Origin of the sequence: Dyella sp., from assembly GCF_035508675.1 — a bacterium.
In the GTDB taxonomy this organism is placed as follows: Bacteria; Pseudomonadota; Gammaproteobacteria; order Xanthomonadales; family Rhodanobacteraceae; genus Dyella_B.
This window is the reverse complement of record NZ_DATJMN010000301.1, coordinates 1-12,367: the sequence shown is the minus strand read 5'-3', so window position 1 is coordinate 12,367 and position 12,367 is coordinate 1. Positions and strand designations below refer to the sequence as shown.

Below are 12,367 nucleotides of genomic sequence, written 5' to 3'. Positions count from 1 at the left end.
CGTTCGCCTTACTTTGTGGTCTTGGTCTGTGCGTCGGTTATGCGCTGCTTGGTTCGTCCTGGTTGATTGCAAAATGCGAAGGGCGAATTCGTTCAGCCAGCTACCGCATCAGTGCATGGCTCATCGTAGCCCTCGCGCTTGAGTTCCTGTCGGTATTTGGCTACGCACTTTCGCAGCGCCTGGAAATTCTTCATCGATGGGTGCAACTGCCTTGGATGGCGACATTCCCGGGAATCGGCCTGTGCGGCATGGGCATGCTCATCTCGGGACTTCGTGGCCGCAAAGACCTGCTTCCGATCATTGGATCCATGATCTTTTTTATCTCTGCTTTTGCGACCTTTTTGGCATCGTTTTGGCCCTACATGATCCCGTTCTCCATGACGATCGAGGAAGCGGCTTCACCGTCATCAAGCTTAACCTTCATGTTTTGGGGCGCAGGTCTTCTCGCCTTCCCCTTAACCCTGGTCTACACGGCCATGGTCTACCGCATATTCCGCGGAAAGGTCGTGACTTCGTCAGAGTACGGCTGACGAAAGGGCCGCCCCCTCTTTCGACCCCGAAAGGTCGGAGCCATGTATGCTCTCTTACGCATACATGCTCGTCCCAATAAGCCGATGCCAACTCTCTAACCTCCGAATCAGGCAGGCCTGACGAGGATGTGACGCGTCAGCTCGTCGTGGCTTGGCAGGTTGATCCCCTCGGCTAGACCATGCTCGTATTCGGCACGCAGCGTTTCTAGGATGCCGTCGTACTGCTCCAGCGTTTCCTGAATCTGCATTCGGTCCTCGGCCTCGGCGTCCGCGTGGGCGTCCGGGTGCGCTTCGATCTCGCTCAGTTCCTGCTCAAGGTCACGTATTTTGAGAGCCAGCAACGGAATCACCACTGCCAGGTCTCGGTCGCTGATGGATCGCATGCGTATTCCTCGTTTGATTGCTGTATCAGGAGTGGAGGAAGGACTGCTTGCCCAGCTCGACGGTTTTGGCCAGCGCCGCCCGGGTCAGGTTGCCGAGCGCGTCTTCGCATGAATCTGCTTACGCCCAAGAATTCTGGCCCGGCTCAAATCTGGCCAAGTGCATGCGCGCTGAGCACCGTTGCTTCTTATGCTCGTGATATCGCCTTGCCGGCGATCTGCTTGGCAATCTCCACACCGTGAAGATAAGCCTACTCCGCGCTGGATCAATTCAACTTGAGCCCAATCTCACTCACGAGAACCAAGCTATGGGTGCTCAATAGCTTCCCATCGTCGTTCCGATCGTGGAAGCTTGCAGGCAAGGCCGGCCCACGTAGTGACACGACCCGTAGGCCACACTCCCTGGCAATCGCACAGTCCATCGTTCGTCCCTTGTTGGCGTCCCGGATGTACACCGCGATCAAATACATGTCCGTTGCCGCAACCAGGGCGGACAAAACTATGATCGACAATGAAAAAACGATCAGCCATCCCTGCGTCTTGGTGGGTTTGATGTTTTTGTTCAAGAGTAGCGATACGAATCTCAAAGAGCCCACTATCGTTATCAATAGCCAGGATGCTGAAAAAGCGAACGCACACGCGGTGAGTAGCCAGGCCCTGGGCCCGTGAAGATAGCCCTCAACCGAGGGGTTACGTGATATGCGGCCTATATCTATTTCACCGCAAAGTGCGCCATGCAAGCAGTAGACGAACGGGAACGCGAACAGTCCGCCGACAACCCAGAGGATGGCCACCTCCATGAGGCTTTGCCTCTTATCCATCGTCTTCCCCCTCCCCTTGGCAGTTTCCCGTTGTTAGACGACCACTTAACCGCTGTCTTCTCTTTTGCGCTATTTACGGCACAACTTCCGTGACCTAGGCCTGTGGCCGATCTGACATGCCGGCCGAACATCGTGGCCCATTACTCAGGTCGTGGCCCATTAACAACGAAGGATGCTATCAGATCCTCAAAGTCCTCATCCCCCGGCATGTCGACGAAGCTGTATGGAGCAGCGGTTGAAACCCAAGGCGCTTTGTTCTCAGAGAAAATTTCTACATAAGGGGCAAACCAGCGGTGGTCGTCGAGCATCGTCGCCCGAAGGTTGACCATGTCCGCGCCGGCTATGCGCAAAAACAGCCAATTTTTGCAGTGCGGACAAAAGTAGTGAGAGTGCTCGCTGGCACTCCAGCTGGTTTCCGGCTCGCCGCTTGTGATCTCAAATCCACTACTTGGCACGGTAACGATCGATGAGAAAGCACTAGCGCTTCGCTTCTGACACCAGGCGCAGTAGCAGACCATCGTCAACAGAGGAGGACTATGAATTTGGAATCGGACATTACCGCAGAGGCAGCCTCCATTCCAAGGCAACTTCCAATCATCTGACATGAGGGATCTCCGATTTCTTTTTAATGCGGCATGTCGTCGGCAAGGAATCCTCGATGGCCGACTTTCTTGAGAATCACTTATGTCTGCATCACCTCAGACAGCTCAATTCGTGGGTGTTTTTCGATGACCTGTATCACCTCAGCATCGCAGATCACCTTGTAGAGTCGCAAGACAGTTTTGACGTGATCAATCCGGCTATTGGAGAGACTCGCCAAGGCCCCGGTGGCGGCAGCCGAGCAACTCGAAGATGCCATCGCTGCGGCAACGGGCCAGCTTTCCCAAAAAGAACCGGGTATCCGGGCAAGCTTGGAACCATCTGCGATCAGTACCCGCATCCATGGATTCCAAAAAAGACTTGATTTGGTAGTGATTACTTCCTAATCTACAGATATGTCTAGATCACCTTCACGAGATTCAGTCACCAGGGCGCCAGGGCGCCCTCGGGAATTTGTGCTTGAGGATGTTCTGGACAAGGCGATTGTTGTCTTTAGCGAATTCGGCTATCCCGCCACGTCGCTAGGCAAGTTGACGGCGGCCATCGGACTCACCGAAGGCAGCATCTATAAGGCATTCAAGGACAAGCGAGCACTTTTCCTCGCGGCGCTCGAGCGTTATGTCGATCTGCGCGCCGCGCGTCTGGAGCAGGCACTGTCGGGGGCTGCCACAGGTTTCGAGCAAGTGCGGGCGGTACTGGAGCTCTATGTGGACTACAGCCACGGCGCTGCGGGTCGACGTGGTTGCTTGGTGGTTGGGAGTGCTGTGGATCTGGCGAGTTCCGATCCGGAGATGGCCAAGCGCGTGAACCTGATCTTCAAGATGCACGAAAAACGCCTTGTCAGTTGCATCCTGCGGGGACAGGAAGATGGTTCCATTCGTACCGACGTGGACGCCGAATCCGTCGGACGCTTGCTGGTGTGTGTCTTGCAAGGTATGCGTGTGCTGGGCAAGACCGGCCGCTCCCGCGAGGATATGACAGGCCCGATCAAACAGGCACTGAAACTACTTGAGTAAGTTTTTTTGTCCAATGTGGTAACGATTGCTACCCAACTACGTGCGGTAGCCAGTGGGCCTAATCGGTCAGTAAACAGCCATCAAACTTGAAGAGAAGAGGTTCTCTAATGGAACACGTGATTCTTCAAACCCCGGAAAACGATGCCACGCCGTTTCTCGCGCCGGAAGCATTCTGGTCAATATTCCACCACGGTACGGCCCTGGTAAACGGTGTCCGCCTACATTACGTCGAAGGCGGTGAAGGTTCGCCGATCCTGCTGCTGCCCGGCTGGCCACAGAGTTGGTACGCATGGCGTTACGTGATGCCAGCGCTTGTCCAGGCCGGGCGCCGTGTCATAGCGCTGGACCCACGTGGCATGGGTGATTCGGAGCGACCGCTATCGGGGTATGACATGCAGACCGTGGCCTCGGAAGTTCATGGACTAGTCGAAGCATTGGGCCTTCTGGCTGACGGTCCCATGGATGTCGTGGGGCACGATATCGGCGCATGGATCGGTTATGCCTATGCGGCCGGATGGCCGGCGTACGTAAAGCGGCTGGCCGTTTTTGATTCGGCACTACCCGGTGTCACGCCACTGCTGGCGAACGGCATTCCTTCGGAAGAAGCAAACATGAAGACCTGGCATTTTGCCTTCAACCGCTTGCCCGATCTGCCGGAGATACTGCTGAAAGGACGTGAGCGCGAGTTCTTGACCTGGCTGTTCAATGTCAAGTCGGTTCACAATTGGGCGATTGGTGCCGCGGATCTGGACGAATACGTTCGCGTCAACGCTGCTCCGGGCGCGTTGCGTGCCGCGCTGTCCTACTATCGCCATCAATTCAGCCAACAGGGATTGGCCGAAAGCCGGCAACGTGCCGAGCGCAAGCTTGGAATCCCGGTGCTGGCGTTTGGCGCACAGCAAGGTGTAGGCACGATGCTGATCGAGACGATGAAGCTGGTCGCCGACGATGTGCAGGGCGGTGTATTGAATGCCTGCGGACACTACATGCCGGAAGAAGCGCCACGTACGCTTGCACAACTCATTATCGAATTCATGAATTCGTAATGCTGCAGACTTAGCCTGCGCCCTAATCACTCCTGCCTCGCATCACTGTGGGGTAAACCGAAACTCCACGCGTGTTCCACCGGGCTCACGAAGCATGCAATGCATATTTGGACCATTGCCAACGAGCTGTGGCGGGAACTCTATGGCCACCCCTGGCCAAGCCGAGGTGAGTGCAAAAACACGGGAAAGGTCGGCCTCACTCGACACTTTCAGTGCGAAGTGATGCAAGCCTAGGTTTTTCCGCCGATCGAAGGCGACGTAACCACCTTCCCGGTCGACCTGCCACAGAGTCAATCGGATACAGCCATCCGAGACAAACACGGCCGGATACGCAGGGGCTTCGCCAACCACGGACCAGCCGAGGCACTCGACGAAGAACCGTCGCGATAGCTCGATGTCACTCACGGTCAGACCCAAATGATCAATGCCTTTGGTCAATTTGACGGGATTTTGCACGGCGTAACTCCTCAGCAAACGTCGATGTGACGGTAGGTTGGATCCTGAGCCGGCAAATATAGCTGCCACGCTTTGTCAGCCCGAAAGGAAGGACTTCATCTCCCGTCGAGTATCTCTGCGTCGGAGGACTGGAAATGAAGCCCTGCGGTGCGTGAGGCATCCCGGAACGCGCGGGTCCTGCGCATGTTCGCGCTCGGCATGGGTCTAGAGGTCCAGCTGCAAGTCTTCCCTGGGCACCGAACAACAGATGAGCACCTGGCCATCTGCCGGGGGATCGATAGGCGCCGTCGAATAGTCGACCGCGCCGCCGATCACGGCGGTTTCGCAGTTGTGGCAGACGCCTGTGCGGCATGACCAGCGCACGGGTATATCGCAGGCTTCGGCAAGTTCCAGCAAGCTGCCGTAACGGCCGCCCCAATGAACGGCAAGTCCGCTGCGAACGAAGGTGACCACGGGGCCATCGGCGGTTTCGCCTTCGGGTGGATGTGGTATTGCATTTGCGGCCGCTGCGATGCCTGGCCGCAGCGCATCCTGTGCACCGAACAGCTCGGTCAGGATATTGGCCTTGGCATAACCGGCTGCGCTCAGCCCCTCGCGCGCAGCCGTCATGAAGGGCGCCGGTCCGCACAGATAGAACAGTGCATCGGACGGAATAGAGAGCGCGGCGACCATCGCCGCATCGATCCGGCCTTCCACGTCGAACTGCGCACCAAGGCGGTCCGCCGGATCCGGCCTGCTGAAGCCGACCAATCGCCTGGCCTGCCGCAGGCGGCCGAGCAACTCATCGACTTCCCCGGCGAACACGCTCTCCTCGCCGCTCCTCGCACCGTAGATCCAATAGATCGCCCTAGAGTTCGTGTCGCTGCGGGCTGCCAGTTCATGCAACATCGCCAGCACCGGCGTGATGCCGATGCCCGCGCTCCAGAACACCAGGGGGCGGCAGCCATCGCCGAGGCAGAATGTTCCACGCGGCGCGCTGATGGCCAGCACGTCGCCGTCCTGTATTTCGTCATGCAGGTATTGGCTACCCTCGCCCATGCCGCGTTTAACGGAGAACCGATACCGCCCGGGAGTAGAGCCGTCGGATATCGAGTAGCTGCGCAGTATCGGTCGGCGCGGCAGAGGCGGTGTCATCCTCACCACCACGAACTGGCCACCGCGCGGCGAGGGCAGCGCCTCGCCATCCACTGCCTCGACCGTGAAGGATCGGACGGAGGCGCTCTCATCGTGGGTCGCACTTACGCGGACGTTGCGAAAACCAGTCCATGCCGGAGGCACCGCGGCGGGCCCTGTGAGCCCGACATTGCCTTGCTGCTGCGGTCCCGCCTCCAGCATGGCCGCGAACGCCTGGCGCCAGCCTTCGCTGAGTGCAGGCATGTGCACGGCGCGTTCGAGTTGCTCGCGCGAATGGCCCGGCAGGTACAGCAGGCCGTCGACCACCGACACCGCCAAGCCATCGGCGGAGTGTTCTTTGACGATGGCATCGCCGGCACCGACCACGCCTTCCTCGATCACGCGGAAATAGAACCCCGGGCGCCGATGTGAAACGAGCAGCGACGCCATCTGGGGATGGTTCATGCGTATCCCGACCCGATAGCAGGTAACCCGCGGTTGCGTAACCTCGAACAGCGCGTCGCCGATGCGATAGCGGTCGCCGATACACACCTCGTCGTCTGCCAGTTCGTCGACGGTGAAGTTCTCGCCGAACGAGCCGAACTCAAGCGCAGGCCGCTGCAGGAAATCCTGCCAATAGCGGTATGAATGGAGCTGGTAGACCATGACGGCACGATGCTCGCCGCCGTGCCCGCCGAGATCACCCTGGCCGTCGCCCTCGATATTGAGGCGCCGGACCATGACGCGTCCCTTCACCGGCGTTTTCCACACCGCGGTGTGCACCACCCTTCCCTGCCAAGGAATGTCCTTTGGGAGACCTACGTTGATCGAGACGAGTGTCGCCATGGCCTGCCCCTCGCTGGCGCAGCACTACGCCGATGTTAGTCGATGTGACGTCTATTGCGCTCGCGGGATGAAGCCAGGCAAGCCCGTATCGACTACCCGGTTCAGCCGCACCCTGGTGGTGATGTCGTGCTGCATCCGCTCCAGTGCTTCTTCCGACAGCGCCGAAACGTCGAAATTTTCCTTGATGTGGTCCGGACTCGTCGACGTCGTCAGGATCGCGGTGCCACGCTGCACGGCCCACGCCAGCGCCACTTGTGCCGGCGTGCGGTGCTCGCGTTGCGCGATGTCCACGATCACGGGATCGTTCAACACGCGCGGTTCCATGCCATGCCCCAGCGGTGCAAAGGCCAGCAACACGATGCCGTGCTGCGTGCAGAAGTCCAGCAGCTCCTGCTCCGGCAGATAGGGGTGGCATTCCACCTGCACCATGGCGGGCTTGATGCGCGCTGCCGTGTAGATGTCCTTGACCGCGTCCAGGCGCACGTCCGAGAGGCCGATGAAGCGGCACTTACCGGCTTCAACAAGGCGCTCCATCGCCCGCCAGGTATCGAGCAGGCTGACACCATCGTCGTAAAGGAGCTGGCCATCCGCCCCCTTGGGATACTGATCGTCGCCAGGCTGGAAGGCAAAAGGCGTGTGGATCAGATAGCCGTCCACGTGGTCGAGTTGCAGGCGACGCAGACTTGCATCAAGCGCAGGTCCCACACGTTCCGGACGGTGATTGTTGTTCCACAGCTTGGTGGTGACGAACAGTTCCTCGCGCGTCAGCGTCCTTTCGGCGAAAGCTTCCTGCAGCGCTTCGCCGACGACGTCTTCGTTACGGTAGGCCTCCGCGGCATCGATGTGCCGAAAACCCACACGTAGCGCTGCCTTGACGGCACGCTTGGCCATGACGGGGTCCGGGATCAGGGTACCGAATCCAAGTGCGGGCAGCTCGCCCTCGCCGCCTAGGATCGGCAGAGTGGTGTCCTGGAGGGGTCGAGAGAATGACATGGCGATGCTCCTGGTTCGGTGCGGTGCGCGACACACTCCAGGCCAGCCGGAAAGCTTAGTGGATGTGCCGCAGACCTGAGGTGAAGAACGATGGCTGCGCTACCGGCTGCGGACCGGCGCCTGGTCGGAACCGACGCGCTGATGGCGATCCCTCGCGAACGCGCAAACGCATCGCCGCTGTTGCCTCTCAATGCAATAGAGAGCCGTACGGTGTCGAGATAGCAGCCGTCGTCGCGCGGATGTGCTTAATCAAAGCGCGCTCGCATTGCGTTGATCAACCTGCCAGTCCGGGCAGGTCAGGCGCATGCTCCCGTACCGCTTTAATTTTGTACTAAACCGGATAATATTCTTGCCGGCATTACTGGTCAAGTATTTTTATGCGCATCGGTACAAAAAAAGATCAGCCCGCAAAACGCCCGCGCGGACGGCCTCGCGCTTATGAGCCCGATGCCGCCCTGCGCCAGGCCGCCAACGCCTTCTGGAAGGCCGGCTACGCCGGCACGTCGCTTGACGATATCTCCGCCGCCACGGGGATGAATCGCCCTAGCCTGCGAGCGGCTTTTGGAGACAAGCACGAGATCTACGTAAAGGCATTGCGCGACTACTGGTCTCGAAAGTTCGCGGCGATACAAGAGGCATTCGGCGGCGACCAGGCACTCGACGAAACGCTGATGCGTGTCTACAACGCGGCGCTATCGATCTATTTCTCGGGCGATGAGCAGGTGCTTGGTTGTTTTGTGGTGGCCACCGCCATCACCGAAACACCCGGCGATGCCGAGATCCAGGACATCGTCGCCGAGGGCCTTCGCAAGCTGGATGCTGACTTCGAAACGCGTTTCAAGAAGGCACTTCATAAGGGCGAGCTGGAGCCTGGGGCTGATACCAAGGCACTTGCGATACTAGCCACCGCCACCATGCAGACGCTGGCGATTCGCGCTCGTTCGGGCGCGCCGCGCGGTGAATTGAGAAAGCTCGCCCAGAAGGCAACCAACGTCATGTGTTCATCAAGCGCGCGCAAAAACATGAGCAAGCGCGAGGCCTGATTGTGAACCACATTCCGGATATCCGGCGTTCCAACGGTGCCTCGTGACGAGCCGGCTCCCTGATATCATCGCCAAAGACCTTGATGTGCTCTTTTGTGGCATCAATCCCGGGCTGGCCGCTGCGTCGGCGGGACACCACTTCCTCGGCAGGAGCAACCGGTTCTGGCGCGTGCTACACCTCGCGGGCTTCACGGCCGCCGAGATTTCGCCGCAATGCGGTCATTGCCTGCTGGAGTACGGCTGCGGCATAACGTCGGTGGTAAGCCGGGCAACGGCGAGCGCCGAGGAGCTCTCGCCGAGCGAATTCGCCGCGGCCACGCGCAAGCTGGAACACAAGATTGCGCTCTACAAGCCGCGCTTCGTTGCCTTTCTAGGCAAGGCCGCGTACGCGGGAATGAAAGGTCAGCGCGTCATAGACTGGGGCCTCCAGCCAGATCGCATACACGGCGCCACCGTGTGGGTGCTGCCCAATCCAAGCGGAAGAAACCGATCGTTCCAACTCGATCGCCTGGTCGACGCTTATCGTCATCTTTATCTGGAGGTGCTTGCCACACTCAGTGACTAGTATCGCCCTCCAAACAGCAGGGGCGTCAAATTCATGCACCTTCCCTACCCGCTTGAAATCACAATATATGGTGCGGAGACAGTTCAGATATTTCGCAACATCCCAAGTGACAAAGCGTATCTTCGATCTCTCTGCGAAGTATCTTTATGATTTCGCGGACTCCGCCCTCACCGCTGGTAGCTAGGCCATATAAAACCGGGCGACCTATTAAAACCCCGCTAGCGCCAAGCGCTAACGCCTTCACAACGTCAGAGCCGCGCCTGAACCCGCTATCTATAAGAACTCGCCCTGGAAAAATTTGAGCTGTTTCGGCCAATACTTCCATAGGCGAGGCTGCCGCATCCAGCTGCCTGCCACCATGATTAGATAGTACAATTGCATCAATGCCAAGATCTAAGCACATAGATGCATCTTCTGGATGCAGGATACCTTTTACGAGGAGCTTTCGCGGCCATAAATTCCGTAGCCACTGAAGCGCCTCCCAATCGAACGTTTGATCCATGCTCCTACTTATCAATGCCGCCTGTATTGCGGCATCCCCCTGCCCTGCTCCAAGATTTGCAAGCGATATCTTTCCGCTTGAGAGCATTTGGCAACCCCAGCTCGGGCGAGAAATCCCCCAATACACGTATCTTGCCAACGACATATTCGAGGGGTGAAATTTATTCCGAATATCCCGTTCTCGGTTTCCGCCAAGCGGGACATCGACAGTTAACACCAATGTTGAGTAATCGCATTCAAGCGCCCTCTGTACGAGAGAGGAAGTCATATTCCTGTTCAGAACATATAACTGAAACCATTTGTCTCCGTCTGATTGCTTCGCAACTTCCTCAAGGCTGGAGTTCGAAGCCGTAGACAATACGAATGGAATCCCCTCTTTTGCGGCTGCCCTTGCCAACGCAATGTCGCCATTTCGCCAAAAAAGACCGTTCAATCCCGTTGGTCCCAACATAAACGGCGCAGAGAGCCAGCTATCCAAAAATGTTGTTTTACATGACCTCTTACTGACGTCACGCAGCCGACGAGGCAACAATTTTATATTCGCGAATACCTTACGATTGTGATCGAGCGCTAACTCAGCGTCAGCGCCGCCTTCGAGGTAGTCATAAATAGGTTTCGGAAGACGCTTCCTGGCTGCATCACGATAGTTTTCAATGCTATGCATACAAGCTATCTGGTTGCTTCCATGGAGGCTTTACGGACGAAAAGCAGGACCAACTACTGCAGCCTGCCCTACCAAGATAAATGGCGGCGCAACAAGAAAATAATGTTCTAGACTGGCGGCTACTGTGCGCTTTGTTCCATCGCCTTGATCAAGCTCAGCGGACGCATATCCACCCACTCTCGCTCAACATATTCAAGACATGATTGGCGCGTTTCCGGACCAAAGCAGGTTTTCCAGCCAGTGGGTACTTCGGCAAACCCGGGCCATAACGAATGCTGTCCCTCGTCATTCACAAGTACCAGGAATTGCAATTGATTATCTTCGAACGGTTGCGTCATGTGTGGCACTCCGTGATCTATGTTGAGCATCATTATCTTCTCATTGCGGCTAAAGGCGGTATCAGCGAAGCTCGCAAGGTTGGTCCAAGTACAGCTAGCTGCCCAAGCAGCAAGAGAGCGATCATGCCCAACAGCAAGTAATACCAAGGCATGCGCTCCACCTCGTAGTGATGCATCAAATAGATATTGATGCCGTAAGCGAGTGTCATGCCCAACACCGCTCCCATGCCGCTCAGCAGTAAATTTTCTGTTTGAAAATACATGAAAATGTGACGACGAGATGCACCAACTGCACGCCTTATGCCGATCTGGCGATACCGCTGCGCCACCCAGAAACTGGTCAGACCGATCACCCCGAACGCATTGACCGCCAGCATGACAGCGCACACAAGGGCTAGTATCCACACCATGCTGCGACTGGTCGCGAAATAATCGCTGCGTATCTCCTCGTACGGCTTGCCATCGATGATCGCAGTGGGCTCAAGCTTGCCAATTACTCGCAAAGCTTCCCGTACGATTCGCGCACGCTCTGCAGGTGCGCTGTAAATGACATAGTCATTGAGCGCGTCATCAGTTTGAAGTGGGAAAAACGCGCTCGAATAGCGACCATTCTCGCCGCTCACAGCAGGATCCTGGCCCAATACGTCAGCGACGACACCAACAACCGTCCAGTTGGAGGAATCGCTATAAAGTAATTTTCCCAATGGACTTTCTCCAGGCCATAAGCGCTGCGCATCCGATTGCGTGATCAGAACCACGTGGCCCGTAGAGAGAAAATCCTGGCGTCCACTGCTGGCGTATTCGCTCTCATTAAAAAATCGCCCTTGCAACAGGCGCAATCCCAACGCTTTTTCGCCGCCTTCGCCGAGGAAGTATTCCGAAGAGTTCACACTGTTTTTTTCGGCAGGCCTTGCAGTGAATGCCATCATCGCCACCTGGCCATCCAGGGGAACGCTGGTCGTTACCGCAGCCGCGGAAACGCCAGCTATGCCTTGCAAGGCGACCAAGTTGCGAGGAATGTCGGCGCGCAACTGCGCAGCATCGAGGCCTTGCATGGTGATCACGGAAATTGCCGATTCACCGATAGCGTTCTGCACGTGCATCGCTGCCACACGCCCGTTGATCATGAATAGGGCATTGCACAGTACGGCGTAACTGAGCGCAATTTCCATCACAATCAGAAGGGCTGGTGTCAAATGTTTGTAAAGGCTAACAAAAATGGGGCGGATATCCATGCGCACCTTATTGAGCTTTGATATAGGGAGCTGGCGCCAACACACAGGCGCGCCACGCCGGCAGCAGGCCGGCAGCAAGGCTGGCCAGTAGAGCGACAAAAAAGGTCATTGCAAACATGGCCGGATCGAGATGCGCCAAGTCTGCGTATTGCACTGGCTGACGCCGAACCGCCCACAGCCCCAATTCGGCAACAACCAGGCCAAGGATGCCGCTGATCAA

The 12,367-nt window shown here is 57.4% G+C and carries 15 protein-coding genes and 1 pseudogene; 6 read left to right on the top strand and 10 right to left on the bottom strand.

What is annotated here, in order from left to right:
* Positions 1–530, top strand: a 530-nt coding sequence (locus VMA74_RS16040) for a cytochrome d ubiquinol oxidase subunit II (protein ID WP_325368747.1), incomplete at its 5' end; no start/stop codon positions are given.
* 107 nt (positions 531–637) lie between these two features.
* Here the strand turns inward: VMA74_RS16040 and VMA74_RS16035 are convergent.
* Entirely contained in the window at positions 638–913 is a 276-nt protein-coding gene (locus VMA74_RS16035) for a hypothetical protein (RefSeq protein ID WP_325368745.1), read from the bottom strand.
* Between the two features lie 444 nt (positions 914–1,357).
* Here VMA74_RS16035 and VMA74_RS16030 point away from each other — a divergent pair, with 444 nt between their 5' ends.
* Positions 1,358–1,579: a hypothetical protein gene (locus VMA74_RS16030; RefSeq protein ID WP_325368743.1), complete on the top strand. Its 222-nt coding sequence runs from the start codon at positions 1,358–1,360 to the stop codon at positions 1,577–1,579.
* Between the two features lie 292 nt (positions 1,580–1,871).
* Here VMA74_RS16030 and VMA74_RS16025 read toward each other — a convergent pair whose 3' ends face one another.
* Entirely contained in the window at positions 1,872–2,336 is a 465-nt protein-coding gene (locus VMA74_RS16025; protein WP_325368741.1) for a GFA family protein, read from the bottom strand.
* A 77-nt stretch (positions 2,337–2,413) separates the two neighbouring features.
* Positions 2,414–2,671 carry a hypothetical protein gene (locus VMA74_RS16020; RefSeq protein WP_325368739.1) on the bottom strand — a complete coding sequence of 86 codons (258 nt, stop codon included), beginning with the start codon at positions 2,669–2,671 and terminating at the stop codon, positions 2,414–2,416.
* 115 nt (positions 2,672–2,786) lie between these two features.
* Here VMA74_RS16020 and VMA74_RS16015 point away from each other — a divergent pair, with 115 nt between their 5' ends.
* Positions 2,787–3,347 carry a TetR/AcrR family transcriptional regulator gene (locus VMA74_RS16015; protein ID WP_325368737.1) on the top strand — a complete coding sequence of 187 codons (561 nt, stop codon included), beginning with the start codon at positions 2,787–2,789 and terminating at the stop codon, positions 3,345–3,347.
* A gap of 107 nt (positions 3,348–3,454) precedes the next feature.
* Complete coding sequence (locus tag VMA74_RS16010) at positions 3,455–4,393, top strand: alpha/beta hydrolase (protein WP_325368735.1); 939 nt, start codon at positions 3,455–3,457, stop codon at positions 4,391–4,393.
* Positions 4,394–4,435: 42 nt separating this feature from the next.
* Here VMA74_RS16010 and VMA74_RS16005 read toward each other — a convergent pair whose 3' ends face one another.
* The 3 genes from VMA74_RS16005 to VMA74_RS15995 form a co-directional block, all read right to left on the bottom strand.
* Positions 4,436–4,849: a VOC family protein gene (locus tag VMA74_RS16005; protein ID WP_325368732.1), complete on the bottom strand. Its 414-nt coding sequence runs from the start codon at positions 4,847–4,849 to the stop codon at positions 4,436–4,438.
* Between the two features lie 204 nt (positions 4,850–5,053).
* A complete protein-coding gene (locus VMA74_RS16000; RefSeq protein WP_325368730.1) occupies positions 5,054–6,808 on the bottom strand; it encodes an MOSC and FAD-binding oxidoreductase domain-containing protein in 1,755 nt (584 codons plus the stop codon).
* A gap of 51 nt (positions 6,809–6,859) precedes the next feature.
* On the bottom strand, positions 6,860–7,801 hold the full coding sequence (locus VMA74_RS15995) for an aldo/keto reductase (RefSeq protein WP_325368728.1): 942 nt from the start codon (positions 7,799–7,801) through the stop codon (positions 6,860–6,862).
* A 377-nt stretch (positions 7,802–8,178) separates the two neighbouring features.
* Between VMA74_RS15995 and VMA74_RS15990 the strand changes: the two genes are divergently transcribed.
* Together VMA74_RS15990 and mug are read left to right on the top strand one after the other, a co-directional pair.
* Positions 8,179–8,844 carry a TetR/AcrR family transcriptional regulator gene (locus VMA74_RS15990; protein ID WP_325368726.1) on the top strand — a complete coding sequence of 222 codons (666 nt, stop codon included), beginning with the start codon at positions 8,179–8,181 and terminating at the stop codon, positions 8,842–8,844.
* A gap of 43 nt (positions 8,845–8,887) precedes the next feature.
* Positions 8,888–9,409, top strand: a complete 522-nt coding sequence (gene mug / locus VMA74_RS15985; RefSeq protein ID WP_325368724.1) for a G/U mismatch-specific DNA glycosylase — start codon at positions 8,888–8,890, stop codon at positions 9,407–9,409.
* Between the two features lie 58 nt (positions 9,410–9,467).
* Here mug and VMA74_RS15980 read toward each other — a convergent pair whose 3' ends face one another.
* The 4 genes and pseudogenes from VMA74_RS15980 to VMA74_RS15965 form a co-directional block, all read right to left on the bottom strand.
* Positions 9,468–10,574: an alpha-hydroxy-acid oxidizing protein gene (locus VMA74_RS15980; RefSeq protein WP_325368722.1), complete on the bottom strand. Its 1,107-nt coding sequence runs from the start codon at positions 10,572–10,574 to the stop codon at positions 9,468–9,470.
* Positions 10,575–10,693: 119 nt separating this feature from the next.
* Positions 10,694–10,912 carry an MbtH family protein gene (locus VMA74_RS15975; RefSeq protein WP_325368720.1) on the bottom strand — a complete coding sequence of 73 codons (219 nt, stop codon included), beginning with the start codon at positions 10,910–10,912 and terminating at the stop codon, positions 10,694–10,696.
* A 32-nt stretch (positions 10,913–10,944) separates the two neighbouring features.
* A complete protein-coding gene (locus VMA74_RS15970; protein WP_325368718.1) occupies positions 10,945–12,147 on the bottom strand; it encodes an ABC transporter permease in 1,203 nt (400 codons plus the stop codon).
* Between the two features lie 7 nt (positions 12,148–12,154).
* Positions 12,155–12,367: pseudogene (locus tag VMA74_RS15965) on the bottom strand (ABC transporter permease); the annotation flags it as partial.